Below are 14,710 nucleotides of genomic sequence, written 5' to 3'. Positions count from 1 at the left end.
GATACTTTGTCTCGTCAACGGGCGGGAACGGCTCGCCCCGAGCGAGGGACCTCACCATGGTGGACACGTCGAGCTTCGGGTGGGACGGCCACGTGCCGCCGACGCCCCTGGAGGAGTACGCGCCGAAGTACGCCGACTTCTTCGAGATGCGGCGCGAGGACGGCATCCTCGAGCTGCGCCTGCACACCGACGGCGGGCCGTACGTGCACAACTGGGCCGCGCACAACGCGTGGAACCGCGTCTGGCAGGACGTCGGCAACGACCCCGAGAACCACGTCCTCATCATCACCGGCACGGGCGACACCTGGTTCCGGGGCGACCCGCGCCAGACGTGGCCCAAGCCGCTCGTCGAGGAGACGCCCGACTACATCTTCCAGCAGACGATCGACGCCTGGAAGCTCATCGAGAACTTCGTCAACTGCATCGACATCCCCACGATCGCGGCGGTGAACGGGCCCGGCATCCACACCGAGTTCGCCCTCATGTGCGACGTCACGCTCGCCGCCGAGGACGCCGACTTCATGGACCCGCACTTCATGGTCGGCACCGCCCCCGGCGACGGCCTGTCCCTGGCGCTCCAGCACCTGCTGGGGACCAAGCGGGCCGCGTACGCCATCTACGGCGGCACCTCCATCCCCGCGCCGAAGGCCCTCGAGTGGGGCCTGGTCAGCGACGTGCTGCCGCGCGACGAGCTGCTCCCGCGCGCCTGGGACCTGGCGCGCGACATCATGAAGCGGCCGCGGTTCGCCCGCTGGGCGACGCACAACATCCTCAACCGCCCGTGGCGCAAGCTCGTCACCGAGGACTTCGGGTTCCACTTCTCGCAGCAGTCGCTCGCGACCGTCGCGGCGAAGACCCTCATCCCGGACCCCGAGCTCGTCGCGGACGCCCGCGGGCGCAAGGTCTGGTGACCCGGTGACCGGAGGCGAGGTGCACGGCGTGGAGCTGCGGGGCGGGCGCACCGCGTTCCGCGTGGCCGGGCCCGCGGACGCGCCGGCGCTCGTGCTCGTCCACGGCCTGCAGATCGGGCAGACCCTGTTCGACCCCCTGCGCCGGCACCTCGCCCCGGCCTTCCAGGTCATCACGTACGACCAGCGCGACTGCGGCGGCAGCGCGTACCCGCCCGCCGGCTACGGCACCGACGACCTCGCCGACGACCTCGCGGCGCTCGTCACCGCGCTCGGGCACCCCCGCGTCCACGTGCTCGGCACGTCGTTCGGCGGGATGGTGGCGCAGGCCTTCGCGCTGCGGCACCCGGCGCTGCTCGACCGGCTGGTGCTCGGGGCCACCTCCCAGGCGCCGTTCCGACCCGGGCGGGTCACCGGACCCGTCGCCGACCTGCTCGCCGCGCTCGGCACGGGTGACGCCGGGCGCGCCGCGGCGCTGCTGGCGCGCATGGCCCCGGCCACCAAGGCGGCGACCGCGGGCGCTGGTGACGACGGCGCCGCGGCGGCCCGCAGCGCCGCCCTCGTGCGGCGGTTCGCGGCGACGCGCGGCTTCGACACCCGCGGCGCCCTCGGCGGCGTCGCCGCGCCGGTGCTGGTGGTGCACGGGCGCGACGACGCGACCGTCCCCGTCGAGGACGTGCTGGCGATGACCGCCGAGCTGCCCGACGCGGACCTGCTGCTGCTGGCGGGCGCCGGGCACGCGTGGGAGAACGAGGTGCCCGCCCGGGCCGCCGCGCACCTCACGGCGTTCCTCCGCGCCGAGGGGTGACGCGCCCGGGCCGGGGACGCCGGCTCAGCACTCCACGACGTTGACGGCGAGACCGCCCAGCGCGGTCTCCTTGTACTTGTGGCTCATGTCCGCCCCGGTCTCGCGCATGGTCGCGATCACCTGGTCGAGCGAGACCCGGTGGTCGCCGTCGCCCCAGAGCGCCATCCGCGCCGCGTTGACCGCCTTGGCCGCCGCGATCGCGTTCCGCTCGATGCACGGGATCTGGACCAGCCCGCCGATCGGGTCGCACGTCAGGCCCAGGTTGTGCTCCATGGCGATCTCGGCGGCGTTCTCCACCTGCCGCGGCGTGCCGCCGAGGACCTCCGCGAGCCCCGCGGCCGCCATCGACGACGCGGACCCCACCTCGCCCTGGCACCCGACCTCGGCGCCCGAGATCGACGCGTTCGCCTTGTACAGCGTGCCGACCGCCGCCGCGGCGAGCAGGAAGCGCTCGACCACGTCGTCCCGGTCGGCGCGACCCGCCGGGGTGTAGTCCAGCGCGTACGACAGCACCGCGGGCACGACCCCGGCGGCGCCGTTGGTCGGTGCGGTCACGACGCGGCCGCCGCTGGCGTTCTCCTCGTTGACCGCGAGCGCCACCAGGTTCACGCGCTGCTGCCAGTGCGCCTCGTCGTGGTGCGGGTCCTCCCGCTCGAGCCGCGCGGCCCACTCCCCCGCCCGTCGGCGCACGCCCAGGCCGCCCGGCAGCACGCCCTCGCGGGCGACCGCCGAGCGCACGCACGCCTCCATGACCTCCCAGATGTGCCGCAGGCCCCGCGAGATCTCGTCGTCGGAGCGGCGCGCGCGCTCGTTGGTGCGCATCACCTCGCTCACGGCGAGCCCCGTCGACCCGCACACCGCGAGCAGCTCGGCGCCCGTGCGGAACGGCAGCGGGAGGGGCGCGGCGTCGGTGCCGTCCGCCGCGTCGCCGGCGGCGTCCTCCCCCTCGCGCACGACGAAGCCGCCGCCCACCGAGAAGTACGTCCCGGCGGCGAGCTCGCGGCCCTGCGCGTCGGACGCGGCGAACGACAGCGCGTTGGGGTGCCGGGGGTGCACCGTGAGCGGGCGGAGCACGAAGTCCTCGACCCGGCACGGCACCGGGTGCCGCCCGTCGAGGTCGACCGTGCCGGTGCGCGTGATCCGGTCGAGCAGGGCCTCGGCCTCGTCGGGGAGGACCCGGTCCGGCAGGGCGCCGGCGAGCCCCAGGAGGATCGCGGTGAACGTCCCGTGCCCCGCGCCGGTGGCGGCGAGGGAGCCCAAGACGTCGACCCGCAGCGTGTGCACCTGTTCCAGGGCCCCCGCGTCCGCCAGGCGCCGCGCGAAGTCGGCGGCCGCCTTCATGGGACCGACCGTGTGCGAGCTGGACGGGCCGATGCCGATCGTGAACAGGTCGAAGACCCCGACGGTCTGCTGCGTCTCCATGGCACGCGACGATAGGCAGCGCGTCAGCGGCTCTCCGCGCGGTGCAGGATCCGTACCTCAGTCGGCGTCGTCGCGCGCGAAGTCGGTCGGCAGGGGGACGAAGGTGCCGGTCGCGTGCCCGTGCCCGTCGAGCACCCGGCCCTCCTTCTTCAGGCTGCGCAGGACGACGGAGCGGTCGGCGATCGACACGTCCGGCACCCGCTTGCCGATGGCCACCTCGAGCCGCTGGACGTCGGCGAGCGTCCGCATCCACACGGAGAGCACCAGGTTGTACGGGCCGATCGTCGACACGGCCAGGCGCACCTCCCCGAGCCGGGTGAGCGCCGCGCCGACCCGCTCCGTCAGCGACGCCGGCACCCGCAGGAAGTACCACGCGTGCACCGGCCACCCCGAGTACGCCCGCGCGATCTCGGTGCGCACCTCCAGGCGCCGGCGCGCGGTCAGCGCCGCCAGCGACTCGCGGACCCGGCGCTGCCCCACGTCGAGCGTCCGGGCGATCGTCGCCACCGTCGCGCGGCCGTCCCGGCCGAGCACCGTGAGCAGCGCCTCCTCCAGCTGCGGGTCGACGCGCAGCCGGGCCGCACCCGGCGCCGGCACCGTGCGGCCCACCGCCGCCGCCTCCTCCGGGGACAGCGCTCCCAGGCGCCACTGCCCCGCGTCGGTGAACGGCGAGGAGAGCAGGTGCGTGCGGGTGGCCCGCACCCCGTCCAGCCCCCGCATCCGCCCGATGACGTAGTCGCCCAGCGCGGTCAGGTCGGGGGCGCCGACCAGGACGAGGAGGTCCCGGCCGCCGGCGGTGTGGTCGACGGTGAACGACTCGGCGTCCGCGGCGAGCGCGTCCGCGATCTGCGGCGTGGCACCGGGCTGCGCCTCCACCTCGAGGATCGCCGCCGGGCCGCGGGCCGCCGAGCCCGGGAGCCCCGCCACCCACGCCACCCCCTCGCCCGCGAGCCGCTCCCAGCGCCGCGCGAGCGTGACCGCGTCCACGCCGACGACGGGCGCCAGCGCGGCCCAGCGCGCACGCGGGCTGATCTGCAGAGCGTGGATCATGCGCCGGTCGACCTCGTCGAGGCTGCGTCCCTGCACCGGGCTGCGGGTGGCCGTCATGATCCTTCACCCTACCGAGGCCGCCGGCACGGGCGGGACATCCTGCACGCGACCCGTCCGCCGCGTCGATCGAGGAGCGATGTCCGTCACCCAGCCCCCGCCCGTCCACCGCGCCCCCGACGACGTGCGCGCCGCCGTCCTCGCCTCACGCGCCGACTGGGAGCACGCCGTGCTCGGGCTGAGCGCCCGGATCCACGCCACCCCCGAGCCGGCGTTCGAGGAGCACGGCGCCGCCGCGGCGGTCGCCGGCGTCCTGCGCGACGCCGGCTTCGCGACCACCGTCGGCGCCTACGGGCTCGGGACGGCCGTGGAGGCGACCTGCGGGACGGGCGACGTCACGGTCGCCGTGTGCGCCGAGTACGACGCGCTGCCCGGCATGGGGCACGCGTGCGGGCACAACCTCATCGCGGCGGCCGGGGTCGGCGCCGCGCTCGCCCTGGCCCACGTCGCGGACCGCACCGGCCTGCGGGTGAAGCTGCTCGGCACCCCGGCGGAGGAGCACGGCGGCGGCAAGGTCCTGCTGCTCGACGCCGGCGCCTGGGAGGACGTCGACTTCAGCCTGATGGTCCACCCCGGCCCGGGGCACGACGTGCGCTGCGCCGACGTGCGCACCCAGGCCGCCGCGCGCTTCGACGTGACGTTCCGGGGACGCGGCGGGCACGCCGGCGCGGCGAACCCCGGCGGGGCCAACGCCGCCGGCGCCGCCACGATCGGCCTCGTCGCCCTGGGCCTCCTGCGCCAGCACCTGCCCGACGGCACCCGCGCGAACGCGTACGTGGCCGACGGCGGCGAGGCGACCAACATCATCCCGGCGGCCGCGACCGTGCGCGCCGAGGTGCGCGGCGACACGCTCGCGGCCGTCGAGGACGCCCGACGTCGAGTCCTCGCGTGCTTCGAGGGCGGCGCCGTCGCCTCCGGGTGCACCTGGTCCTGGACCGACGCCGAGCCCACCTACGCGGACGTCGTGCAGGACCCCCTGCTCGCCCGGGCGTGGGACCGCAACCTCGCCGCCCTGGGCCGCTCCCCGCAGGCGTACGCCGGGCCCGCGGGCGGGTCCACCGACATGGGCACGGTGTCCCACGCCGTGCCCGCCATCCACCCGCTCGTCGCGATCGAGGGCTGCGACTCGGCGCCGCACACCCCCGAGTTCGCGGAGGACACGATCGGCCCGGCCGCCGAGCGCGCCGCCGTCGACGGTGCCCTGGCGATGGCGCTGACCGCGGTGGACACGGTGGCGGCGCTGCGGGCCGGGGAGCGGCTGGGGACGCCGCCGCCCGGGAGGTAGCCCGCCGGGCCGGCTCACACGCGCAGCTCGACCCCCGCGAGCGACTCGACCTCCGCCCACACGCGCCGCGCCGCGTCGTCCCCCGGCTCGGCGGTCCGCACGGGGACGGGGAGCAGCGCCGGCACGCCGCGCGTCCCCTCGGCCGGCGCGTAGTACTCCCCGCCGCGGACGCCGGGGTCGGTCAGCGCGCGCACGCCGGGCCAGGCCGCGGCGTCCTTGCCCTGCGCCCAGGGCGTGTACGGGTTGCGCCGGTACGGGGTGGACCGGTCGCGGATCCCCGGGCGCTCGGGGGTGCGGGCGTCGACGCCGACGCCGGGGTGCGTGACCACCGACGCGACGGGCCGTCCGGCGGCGCGCAGCCGGCGGTCCAGCTCGAACGCGAGCACCTCCGTGACGGCCTTGGCCTTCGCGTACGCCACGATGCCGAGCCGCGGCACCCGGGCGACGTCGTCGAACCCGGGGCGGAACCGGCGGACGAAGCCGGTGGACGCGTGGACGACCCGGCTCTCGCCGCCGTGGGCCGCGGCGGTGGCGGCGAGCAACGGCAGGATCCCGGCGAGCAGCCGCGCGTGCCCGACCACGTGGGTGCCGAGCAGCAGCGGCAGGCCGTCCGCCGTACGGGCGCCCGACCGCATCGACATGGCGCCGCCGTTGAGGAACACGCCGTCCAGGCGGGGCAGCGCCGCCAGCTCCGCGGCCGCGTCGTCGACGGCGTCCAGCGAGCCGAGCTCCAGGACGACCGTCCGCACGTGGGCGTCCGGGGTGCGGGCGAGGATCGTGTCGCGCGCGTGGGCCAGCCTGGCGGCCGACCGGGAGGCGAGCACGACGTCGGCGCCCGCCGCCGCGAGCTGCTCGGCGGCGAAGTACCCGATCCCGGCGGTCGCGCCGGTGACCACCAGCGTCCGGCCGTCCTGGCGAGGCAGGCGGAGCGGGTCCCAGGCGGTGCGCCCGGTCGTCCCCGGGGTGGCGGTGCGGTCGGTGCGGTCCGTGCGGTCCGTGCGGTCGGCGTCGTCGGTGCGGGTCTGCGTGGTCATGGCGTCCTCGTCTCGAAGTGGATAGTCCATCCGCTACGGGACCATACCGGATGATCCATCCGGTTCGGTTACGCTGGGCGCATGACGCCCCTCCGGTCCGACGCCGCCCGCAGCCGCGAGCGCATCCTCGCCGCGGCCGCGGGCTGCCACCGGGCCGACCTGCGTCTCAACGAGGTGGCCCGCGCCGCCGGGGTCGGCGTCGGCACCGTGTACCGGCACTTCCCCACCGTGGACGCGCTCGTCGAGGCGCTGACCGCCGGCACCGTCGAGCAGGCCCTCGACGCCGCCCGCACCGCGCTGCGCACCGAGGACGCCGGGGCCGCGTTCCACGGCTTCCTGTCCGCGATGCTCGACCTGCTGCTCGCCGACGACGGCCTGCAGCCCGTGCTGCTCGCCGCGGACGGCTCCTCCTCCGAGGTCGGCCGCGCCAAGGCCGAGCTCACGGAGACGGCCGCGACCCTGCTCGACCGCGCCCAGCGCGCCGGGGCGGCCCGGGCGGAGCTGACCCTGGGGCAGCTCATGCACCTGGTGTGCGGCATCGAGCACGTCGTCCGCCTCGGCACGCCCGAGGACCGGGCGACGGTCACGGCGGTGCTCCGCGCGGGGCTGCGGCCGGACTGACCACACCCGCGGAGCACGCCTCCGGCGACGTCAGGCGCGCTGCTCCGCGACGTGCACGTGCACCTCGGTGCGCTCGGCGGCCATCGCCCAGAGCCGGTCCGCGATGTCCGCGGGGTCGATCGCCGTCGGGCCCGCGTACGGGGAGCCCGCGACCGAGCCGTTGATGACGACCTCGCCCACGTACACGCCGTCGGCGCGCAGCCGGGCCGCGAGCAGCCCGACCAGCTTGGTCTTCGCGGCGCACTCGAGCGCCACCCCGTCGCCGCCGACGGTGGTCAAGAACGCGTCGACCGCGTCGTCGTGCTGCCCGAGGGCGCCGTTGACGACCAGGACCGATCCGGTGCCGGCCGCCCGCAGGTCGCCCAGCGCCGCCTGCACCGTGGCGAGGAGGCCGGTCACGCCGATGTCGAACACGTGCGCGACGACCTCGGGCTCGGCCACCAGGACGTCGGGGACGGGGACGCTGCGGAAGGCGGTGAGCGCGACGGACGTGACCGGGCCGAGCTGCTCCCGGACGCGCCGGACGACGTCCCGGACGGCCGCGGGGTCGCTCGCGTCGGCGACGAACGCGTGGGCGGAGGTCCCCGACGCGGCGAGGCGCGCCACGCCGTCCTCCAGGCGCGAGGCCGTACGGCCGACGAGGGCGACCGACCACCCCTCGCGCCCGAAGCGCTCCGCGAGGGCGTGGCCGTTACCGGGTCCGTACCCGACGATGACGATGACAGGCATGAGCGGTGCTCCCTCGGGTGTGCCGTGCAGGGGATGGAGGGCCGACGCTAGCACTAAACGGATCTGGAGCCTCCACATCCACTTCTGGCGTATGCTGCGGGCATGACCACCGACGCCCCTCCCGTCCGCCGGCCCCGGGCCGACGCCGAGCGCAACCGCAGGCGGGTGCTCGACGCGGCGTCCCGGGTGTTCGCGGAGCACGGTCCGGCGGCGACGCTCGGCGACGTCGCCCAGGCGGCCGGCGTTGGCATCGCCACGGTGTACCGCAACTACCCCGACCGCGAGGCCCTGCTGGACGCCCTGTTCGCGGACAAGATCGACACGGTGCTGCGGGTCGCCGTCGAGGCGGCCGAGCTGCCGGACCCGGGCGAGGCGTTCCGGACGTACCTCATGGGCATCATCGAGGTGCACGCGCAGGACCGCAGCCTCGCGACCGTCCTGTTCGGGCCTGGCCGCTTCGACCGCTTCCCGCCCGACCTCAGCGACCTCCTCGCCACCACCGCCGACGGCCTGATCGACGCCGCCGTGGCCGCCGGCGAGCTCCGCGCCGGGTTCACCCGGCAGGACACCGTCGCCCTGGCCGTCATGGTCAGCGGCATCGCCCCCGCGATCCGCGACGTCGACCCCGCGCTGTGGCGCCGCTACGCCGCGCTCGTCGTCGACGGCACCCGCCCCAGCGCCTCACCCGAGCCGCTCGCCCCCGAGCCGCCGGCGTTCCGCGCGGTCGCCGAGGCCATGGGCCGCACCCTCGAGAGGCCGTGACGCCACGTGACGACACCCTCCCCGACCGGGGCCGGGCTCGAGCAGCTCGGCGCACGGCTCTACGCCACCGCACCACCGACCCCGCTGCCGTTCATGGCCGGCGTCGACCTGCGCGCCTTCGTCCTCGACGCCGCGGACGGCCCCGTCATCGTCTACAACAACCCCGGCATCGACGTCGCCGCCGAGCAGATCCTGTCGCTCGGCACACCGAGGCGCCTGCTCGTCAACCACTGGCACGAGGGCATGCACGGGTCCCCCGCGCTCGACGTGCCGACGTTCGTCCACGAGCGCGACCGGGCGCACACCGAGCGGTCCATGCGCGTCGACGGCGTGTTCGGCGGACGGCAGCGGCTCGGCGACGACCTGGAGGTCGTCCCGAGCCTCGGGCACACCGCCGGCACCGCGTTCTACCTCTGGGACGACGGCGAGCACCGCTACCTGTTCCCCGGCGACTCGCTGTGGGTGGAGGACGGCGTGTGGCGGGCCGTCATCCTGGGCGAGAGCGACCGGTCCGCGTTCCTGGAGACGCTCGCGCTCATGCGGGACCTCGACTTCGACGTCCTCGTGCCGTGGCCCGCGCAGCGTGGCCGGCCCGTGCTCGAGCCCGTCACCCCCGAGCGCGCGCGGGAGCAGATCGACGGGCTCGTCGCGCGGATCACGGCGGGCACGCCGGGGCCGAACGTCTAGCGCCGACCCCTCCGAGCGGGGCGCTACGACGCGATGAGCAGCCCGCGCCGGAACCCGTCGGTGAGCCGCCGGGCGGCGGAGGACCGGCCCGCCCCGAGGCGCCGGGACCGCCCGACGACGACCAGGTCGGCCTGCTGCGCCCGCGCGAGCTCCGCGAGCTCGCCCACGATGTCGCCGGCCGGGAGGAACAGCCGGCCGCGGACGCCCGTGCGGCGGAACGCGTCGGACACCTCGGCGGCCACCTCGTCGGCGACCTCCTCGCCGGAGACGCGGAGCAGGCCGCCGACGTCCCAGCAGAACATCGACATCGACGTCAGAGCGAACGACGACCAGTGCACGAAGGGGCGCACGTAGCAGACGTGGAGCGTCGCGGACTCCCGCTCGGCGAGCCCGAGGCTGAAGGCCAGCGCCCGGGACGACCGCTCGCGCCCGTCGACCCCGACGACGATGGAGCGCAGGCTCATCGGGCACCCCCGGCGCGGGAGACGCGGGCAGCGGACGGGGTCGTGGGGAGCGCGGTCGCGGGGAACGTGGTCATGCCGACGAGTAGACAGGCCGCACGTCCCGGCGCGGAACACGTAAAGTCCCCCGTGATGTCTGTTTCTCGCCAACCCACCCCGGGGTGGGCGGAGCTGCTGGAGTCCGAGGCGCGCGGCGCGGCCGGGGCATCGGCCGGCGCGCGGGTCGGCGGGGCGTTCCTCATCGAGCACGCGGCCGTGTCGCCGGACCACGCCCACCGCCACGGCCACCTCGTGCACGCCGCCTCCGGCGTGCTGTCCCTGACGACCGGCGAGGGGACGTGGATCGCGCCGGCGACCCGGTTCGCGTGGGTGCCCGCGGGCTCCGTGCACCGCCACCGTGCGCACGGGCGCACCGACATGCGCATCGTGTACCTCGACGACGCCCTGGCCGCCGAGCTCCCCGCCGGTCCCGCGGTGCTCGTGGCGTCCCCGCTCGCCCGGGAGGCCGTGCTCGCGGCGACGTCCGCGCAGCCCCGGTCCGCCGCCGCGGTGGCGCACCTCCTGCGGGTCGTCGTCGACGAGGCCACCGCCGCCCCCGAGCAGCCCCTGCACCTCCCGGAGCCCAGCGACCCGCGCCTGCGGACGGTCGCGCGGCTCGTCGAGCGCGACCTCGCCACCCCGCTGTCGCTGCAGGAGGTCGCCGAGGCGACCGGCGTCGGGGCGCGGACCCTCAGCCGGCTGTTCCGCGCGGAGACCGGGATGGGCTACCGGCAGTGGCGGCTGCAGCTCCGCGTCCACCGCGCCCTCGTGCTCCTCGCCGGCGGCGCGGGCGTCACCGACACCGCGGCGGCGTGCGGCTGGGCGACGACGAGCCAGTTCATCGAGCAGTTCACGCCCCTCGTCGGCACGACGCCGGGGCGCTACCGGGCGGGCGGCGGCGCGCGCTGACAGCCGCGCCCTCAGGCGCGCGTCGTCGCCTCGAGGCCCGCGATGATCACACCGATGGAGAAGTCGCGGCGGCGGCGCTCGTCCGGCCCGGTGAGCGCCGGCACCAGCCGCCTGACCCGCGGGAACCGGTCCGCGTCGGCGTGCTCACCGAGCGCGGCCGCGTCCGCACCGGGGGCGTCGGCGCCGGACCCGCTGCGGCGGCGCACCGTGCGCTCGACGGCGGTGACGGCCGCGAACTGGGCGATGAGGTCGATCGCGAGCGCGGCGTCCGCGTCGGGGACGCCGCCGGCCTCCAGCAGCGCCAGCTCGTGCTCGGCCAGCCGCAGCGCGCCCGGGTGCGTGGGGGTGGTCCCCAGCGCCACGACGCCGATGCCCGGGTACGACTCCAGGGCGTCGATCGTGCGGACGATCGTGGCCGCGAGCGCGGCACGCCAGTCCCCGTCGGCGACATCGCCCACGCCGACCAGCCGGACGCTCCCGTAGACCTCGTCGAGCGCGTGCTCCAGCAGCTCGTCCCGGTGGGCGAAGTACGCGTACAGCGACGCCGGCCCGGTCTGCACGGCCGCCGCGACGTCCCGGAGGGTCACCGCCTCGACGCCGCGCTCGCGGATGAGGGCCAGGGCCGCGTCGAGGATCGAGCGGCGCGACAGCGGCGGCTTGGCGGGGCGGTCCCGGCGCGACACGGGTTCGGCGGACGGTGGCACGGCCCCAGCATAGCCGCTTGACACGATCACCGTTCGAGGCGAACAGTGTTCGCGAACGCCGTTCGTCCGAGCGGCCGTCGCGGAGGAGGGCGTCATGTCGGTCCTGGTGGTCGGAGCCAGCGGAGCGGTCGGGGGCCTCGTGGTCGCCGGCCTCCTGGAGCGGGGCGAGCAGGTGCGGGCGACCAGCCGCGACCCGCGCCGGCTCGCGCTGCCGCCGCACGTCGGGACGTTCACCGCTGACCTCGACGACCCCGCCTCGTTCGGCCCCGCCCTGGAGGGGGTCGAGCGCGTGTTCCTCTACGCCGACCTGCACGACCCCGAGGCGCTGGTCGCGCAGCTCGCGCGGGCGGGCGTGCGCCACGTCGTGCTGCTCTCGTCCTCCGCGGTCACCGAGCCCGGCGCCGAGGAGGACTACAACGGGTCCCGGTTCCTGCGCGTCGAGCGCGCGATCGACGCGGCCGGCCTCGACCGCACGTTCCTGCGCCCCGGCGGGTTCGCCGGCAACGCCGCCCGGTGGAGCTGGGGCGTGCGGGCCGACAGCGCGGTGCCGCTCCCCTACCCCGAGGCGGTGCAGGCCCCGGTCCACGAGGCCGACATCGCCGACGTCGCGGTGCTGGCGCTGACCGGCGACACGCTGGTCGGCGCGGCACCCGTCCTCACCGGCCCCGAGCGGCTCACCCTGCGCGAGCAGGTCGCGACCATCGGCGACGTCATCGGCCGCCCCGTGACGGTGGTCGAGCAGACCGAGGCCGAGTCCGCCGCGCTGCTCGGCCGGCACGTGCCGCAGGTGTGGGTCCGCCAGATCATCACGGGCTGGCGCGAGGCCGTCGGCACCACGCCCACGATCTCGGACGCGTACCCGCGCCTCACCGGCCGGCCGGCCCGCACGTTCCGGACCTGGGTGGAGGACCACGCGGCGCTGTTCCGCTGACCTCGCGGCCCGCCGACGGCCAGGCAGGCGCCGACCTGCGGAGCCGTCAGCGACCTCCGGTGTCGGCGTCGCCCGCGCCCTGCCCCTGCGAGTAGCTCCGCGCGAGCGGCAGGAACACGTCGTCGACGATCGCGCGCAGCCGCTCCGGCCCGACCGGCCCGAGGTCCATGAAGATGTCGTGGCGCACCAGGTCCGACGGGAGCGTGAGGACGGCCAGCGGGATGCGACGCAGGTCGATCTCGCCGCGGTCGTGCGCGCGCTGGTACACGGTGCGGGCGTGGTCGGACAGCGCCTGGTCGCCCAGGATCGACGCGCGCATCTGCCGTGGCGTCATGTCGCTGCCGGCCAGCAGACCCGAGGTCGCGATGGCGGCACCGACGGGGAAGATCGAGGACCGGGCCCGGCCCATGCCTCCGAGCAGGGCGAGCAGGTCCCCGCGCAGCGTCCCGGTGTCGGGCAGCTCGACGGGGTGGGCGCGGCGGTTGTGCTCGGTCGCGGCGAGCACCAGCTCGACCTTGTTCGCCCAGCGGCGGTACAGCACCGCGACACCGGTCCGTGCCCGGGCCGCCACGGACTCCATGGTCAGGTTCGCGAAGCCGGCCTCGACGACCTCGTCCCACGCGGCCTCGAGGATCGCGTCCTCGAGCGCCTGGCCGCGGCGGCGACGGGCGGGTCCGGAGGTCACCCGGTCGATTCTAGAGAGGCTTGTGTTCCCTAGCCACCGGTCCTACTCTCCAAGAGACACTTCCCTCTCTTCGTGGACGAACCATGCCGACACCGACTGACACCCGGCCGACCCCGGACCTGCGTGGCGCGCTCGCGGCGCTGATCGTGGGCGGCATCGCCGCGATCCTCGACTCCACGATGGTCGCGCTCGCGATCCACACGCTGTCCCTGGAGCTCGGCGCGACCAGCGCCGACATCCAGTGGGTCTCCACCAGCTACCTGCTCGCGATCGCCGTGGCCATCCCCGTCACCGGCTGGGTCGAGAGCCGGTGGGGCGGCAAGCGCGCGTGGGCGGCCGCGCTCCTGGTCTTCGTGACCGGGTCGGTGCTGTGCGCGATCGCCTGGAGCGTGCCGAGCCTGATCGCGTTCCGGGCGGTCCAGGGCCTGGGCGGCGGCCTCATCATGCCCCTGATGCAGACGCTGGCGGTGCGCGCGGCGGGCGGGCGCGTCACCAGCCGGATGATGGCGACGGTCGCGCTGCCCATGGCGCTGGGGCCGATCCTCGGGCCGGTGATCGGCGGCGTGATCCTCAGCTGGCTCAGCTGGCGGTGGCTGTTCCTCGTCAACGTGCCGCTCGTCGCCGTCGGGCTGTGGATGGCGTGGCGGTACCTGCCCGACGATCGGCGTGCCGGCGCCGCACGGCCGGGGCGCCTCGACGTCGCCGGGCTGGTGCTGCTGGCCGCCGGCCTGGCCGCGTCCCTGCTCGGGCTGACCCGGCTCGCCGCGGACGGCGGGATCGGGCACGTCGACGTCCTCGTCCCGGCCGCCGCCGGCATCGTGCTGCTCGGCGTGTTCGTGGCCCGGGCGCTGCGCCCGGGTGCCACCGAGCCCGTCGTCGACATCCGCCTGCTGCGCGTGCGGTCGCTGGGCTCCGCGTCGCTGGTCCTGTTCGGCACCGGGGCCGTGATGTACGCCGCGATGTTCCTGCTGCCGCTGTTCTACCAGCAGCTCCACGGCCAGAGCGTGCTGCACGCGGGCCTGCTGATGATCCCGCAGGGCGTCGGCGCCCTGGCCGCGCGCTTCGCGGTCGGCAGGCTCGTCGACCGGTTCGGTGCCCGCGCCGTCACCGTCGCGAGCTTCGTGCTGACCGCCGTCGCGACGGTCCCGTTCGCGCTCGCCGGGCCCGGCACCAGCCTGTGGTGGCTCGGCGCGGTGCTCCTCGTGCGCGGCATCGGGATCGGCGCGGTCCTGATCCCCGCGATGTCGGTGGCCTACCAGGACGTCCCCCACGACGACGTCCCGCACGCCACGGCGAACACCCGGATCGCCCAGCAGGTCGGCGGGGCGTTCGGCACCGCGATCGTCGCGGTGGCCCTGCAGTCCCTGCTCGACCAGGGGGCGACCGCGGCGTTCCACGGGGCGTTCTGGTGGGCGATCGGCCTGGCGTGCCTCGCGGTGCTGCCGGCGCTGGCGCTCCCCGGCGGCTCGGCCCGGCGGGAGGACGAGCGGCCGGACCCGCCTGCGGAGACCGTGCCGGGCGCCGTCGCGCGCACCGGGTCGGGCTCCGCGCGAGCCTGACGCCGGAGGTACCCGTCGCGGCAGCCTCGCGGCGAGCCGGGCGTGGAACCGTCGCTCGA

The 14,710-nt window shown here is 76.1% G+C and carries 16 protein-coding genes; 9 read left to right on the top strand and 7 right to left on the bottom strand.

The window, feature by feature from the left end; translation table 11 throughout:
- The first annotated feature begins 56 nt into the window (after window positions 1-56).
- Together P9841_RS13590 and P9841_RS13585 are read left to right on the top strand one after the other, a co-directional pair.
- Window positions 57-911, top strand: a complete 855-nt coding sequence (locus P9841_RS13590; protein WP_283319182.1) for an enoyl-CoA hydratase/isomerase family protein — start codon at window positions 57-59, stop codon at window positions 909-911.
- Between the two features lie 4 nt (window positions 912-915).
- Complete coding sequence (locus P9841_RS13585; RefSeq protein WP_283319181.1) at window positions 916-1,716, top strand: alpha/beta fold hydrolase; 801 nt, start codon at window positions 916-918, stop codon at window positions 1,714-1,716.
- A 24-nt stretch (window positions 1,717-1,740) separates the two neighbouring features.
- Here the strand turns inward: P9841_RS13585 and P9841_RS13580 are convergent, their stop codons facing one another.
- The gene (locus tag P9841_RS13580; protein WP_283319180.1) at window positions 1,741-3,138 is read right to left on the bottom strand and encodes an L-serine ammonia-lyase; all 1,398 of its coding nucleotides are present in this window, start codon (window positions 3,136-3,138) and stop codon (window positions 1,741-1,743) included.
- A gap of 57 nt (window positions 3,139-3,195) precedes the next feature.
- Window positions 3,196-4,245 carry an Lrp/AsnC family transcriptional regulator gene (locus tag P9841_RS13575; RefSeq protein ID WP_283319179.1) on the bottom strand — a complete coding sequence of 350 codons (1,050 nt, stop codon included), beginning with the start codon at window positions 4,243-4,245 and terminating at the stop codon, window positions 3,196-3,198.
- Window positions 4,246-4,324: 79 nt separating this feature from the next.
- Between P9841_RS13575 and P9841_RS13570 the strand changes: the two genes are divergently transcribed.
- Window positions 4,325-5,530: an amidohydrolase gene (locus P9841_RS13570; protein ID WP_283319178.1), complete on the top strand. Its 1,206-nt coding sequence runs from the start codon at window positions 4,325-4,327 to the stop codon at window positions 5,528-5,530.
- 14 nt (window positions 5,531-5,544) lie between these two features.
- Here P9841_RS13570 and P9841_RS13565 read toward each other — a convergent pair whose 3' ends face one another.
- Window positions 5,545-6,564, bottom strand: a complete 1,020-nt coding sequence (locus tag P9841_RS13565) for an SDR family NAD(P)-dependent oxidoreductase (RefSeq protein WP_283319177.1) — start codon at window positions 6,562-6,564, stop codon at window positions 5,545-5,547.
- Window positions 6,565-6,645: 81 nt separating this feature from the next.
- Between P9841_RS13565 and P9841_RS13560 the strand changes: the two genes are divergently transcribed.
- A complete protein-coding gene (locus tag P9841_RS13560; RefSeq protein ID WP_283319176.1) occupies window positions 6,646-7,185 on the top strand; it encodes a TetR/AcrR family transcriptional regulator in 540 nt (179 codons plus the stop codon).
- Between the two features lie 30 nt (window positions 7,186-7,215).
- On the opposite strand, the gene P9841_RS13555 is transcribed toward P9841_RS13560, so the two are convergent.
- A complete protein-coding gene (locus P9841_RS13555; protein WP_283319175.1) occupies window positions 7,216-7,914 on the bottom strand; it encodes an SDR family oxidoreductase in 699 nt (232 codons plus the stop codon).
- Window positions 7,915-8,016: 102 nt separating this feature from the next.
- On the opposite strand from P9841_RS13555, the gene P9841_RS13550 reads away from it, so the two are divergent.
- Together P9841_RS13550 and P9841_RS13545 are read left to right on the top strand one after the other, a co-directional pair.
- Window positions 8,017-8,676, top strand: coding sequence for a TetR/AcrR family transcriptional regulator (locus tag P9841_RS13550; RefSeq protein WP_283319174.1), 660 nt, complete (start codon window positions 8,017-8,019; stop codon window positions 8,674-8,676).
- A gap of 6 nt (window positions 8,677-8,682) precedes the next feature.
- Window positions 8,683-9,363, top strand: a complete 681-nt coding sequence (locus P9841_RS13545; RefSeq protein WP_283319173.1) for an MBL fold metallo-hydrolase — start codon at window positions 8,683-8,685, stop codon at window positions 9,361-9,363.
- A gap of 23 nt (window positions 9,364-9,386) precedes the next feature.
- Here the strand turns inward: P9841_RS13545 and P9841_RS13540 are convergent, their stop codons facing one another.
- Window positions 9,387-9,827: a universal stress protein gene (locus tag P9841_RS13540; protein WP_283319172.1), complete on the bottom strand. Its 441-nt coding sequence runs from the start codon at window positions 9,825-9,827 to the stop codon at window positions 9,387-9,389.
- A 129-nt stretch (window positions 9,828-9,956) separates the two neighbouring features.
- On the opposite strand from P9841_RS13540, the gene P9841_RS13535 reads away from it, so the two are divergent.
- Window positions 9,957-10,772: an AraC family transcriptional regulator gene (locus P9841_RS13535; protein ID WP_283319171.1), complete on the top strand. Its 816-nt coding sequence runs from the start codon at window positions 9,957-9,959 to the stop codon at window positions 10,770-10,772.
- Between the two features lie 11 nt (window positions 10,773-10,783).
- On the opposite strand, the gene P9841_RS13530 is transcribed toward P9841_RS13535, so the two are convergent.
- Complete coding sequence (locus P9841_RS13530) at window positions 10,784-11,476, bottom strand: TetR/AcrR family transcriptional regulator (RefSeq protein ID WP_283319170.1); 693 nt, start codon at window positions 11,474-11,476, stop codon at window positions 10,784-10,786.
- Window positions 11,477-11,570: 94 nt separating this feature from the next.
- Between P9841_RS13530 and P9841_RS13525 the strand changes: the two genes are divergently transcribed.
- A complete protein-coding gene (locus tag P9841_RS13525; protein WP_283319169.1) occupies window positions 11,571-12,407 on the top strand; it encodes an SDR family oxidoreductase in 837 nt (278 codons plus the stop codon).
- Between the two features lie 46 nt (window positions 12,408-12,453).
- On the opposite strand, the gene P9841_RS13520 is transcribed toward P9841_RS13525, so the two are convergent.
- Window positions 12,454-13,092: a TetR/AcrR family transcriptional regulator gene (locus P9841_RS13520; protein ID WP_283319168.1), complete on the bottom strand. Its 639-nt coding sequence runs from the start codon at window positions 13,090-13,092 to the stop codon at window positions 12,454-12,456.
- An 83-nt stretch (window positions 13,093-13,175) separates the two neighbouring features.
- Between P9841_RS13520 and P9841_RS13515 the strand changes: the two genes are divergently transcribed.
- The gene (locus P9841_RS13515) at window positions 13,176-14,651 is read left to right on the top strand and encodes an MDR family MFS transporter (RefSeq protein WP_283319167.1); all 1,476 of its coding nucleotides are present in this window, start codon (window positions 13,176-13,178) and stop codon (window positions 14,649-14,651) included.
- Window positions 14,652-14,710: the final 59 nt, after the last annotated feature.

The organism is Cellulomonas sp. ES6, assembly GCF_030053835.1.
Classification (GTDB): Bacteria; Actinomycetota; Actinomycetes; order Actinomycetales; family Cellulomonadaceae; genus Cellulomonas.
The sequence above is the reverse complement of the archived record's forward strand: the minus strand, read 5'-3'. Positions and strand labels throughout refer to the sequence as shown.

Bases quoted from the DNA above. Each gene is read 5' to 3' on its own strand.
- P9841_RS13590 (WP_283319182.1), top strand. From the start codon at position 57: ATGGTGGACACGTCGAGCTTCGGGTGGGACGGCCACGTGCCGCCGACG.
- P9841_RS13580 (WP_283319180.1), bottom strand. From the start codon at position 3,138: ATGGAGACGCAGCAGACCGTCGGGGTCTTCGACCTGTTCACGATCGGC.
- P9841_RS13575 (WP_283319179.1), bottom strand. From the start codon at position 4,245: ATGACGGCCACCCGCAGCCCGGTGCAGGGACGCAGCCTCGACGAGGTC.
- P9841_RS13570 (WP_283319178.1), top strand. From the start codon at position 4,325: ATGTCCGTCACCCAGCCCCCGCCCGTCCACCGCGCCCCCGACGACGTG.
- P9841_RS13565 (WP_283319177.1), bottom strand. From the start codon at position 6,564: ATGACCACGCAGACCCGCACCGACGACGCCGACCGCACGGACCGCACG.
- P9841_RS13560 (WP_283319176.1), top strand. From the start codon at position 6,646: ATGACGCCCCTCCGGTCCGACGCCGCCCGCAGCCGCGAGCGCATCCTC.
- P9841_RS13555 (WP_283319175.1), bottom strand. From the start codon at position 7,914: ATGCCTGTCATCGTCATCGTCGGGTACGGACCCGGTAACGGCCACGCC.
- P9841_RS13550 (WP_283319174.1), top strand. From the start codon at position 8,017: ATGACCACCGACGCCCCTCCCGTCCGCCGGCCCCGGGCCGACGCCGAG.
- P9841_RS13540 (WP_283319172.1), bottom strand. From the start codon at position 9,827: ATGAGCCTGCGCTCCATCGTCGTCGGGGTCGACGGGCGCGAGCGGTCG.
- P9841_RS13535 (WP_283319171.1), top strand. From the start codon at position 9,957: ATGTCTGTTTCTCGCCAACCCACCCCGGGGTGGGCGGAGCTGCTGGAG.
- P9841_RS13525 (WP_283319169.1), top strand. From the start codon at position 11,571: ATGTCGGTCCTGGTGGTCGGAGCCAGCGGAGCGGTCGGGGGCCTCGTG.
- P9841_RS13515 (WP_283319167.1), top strand. From the start codon at position 13,176: ATGCCGACACCGACTGACACCCGGCCGACCCCGGACCTGCGTGGCGCG.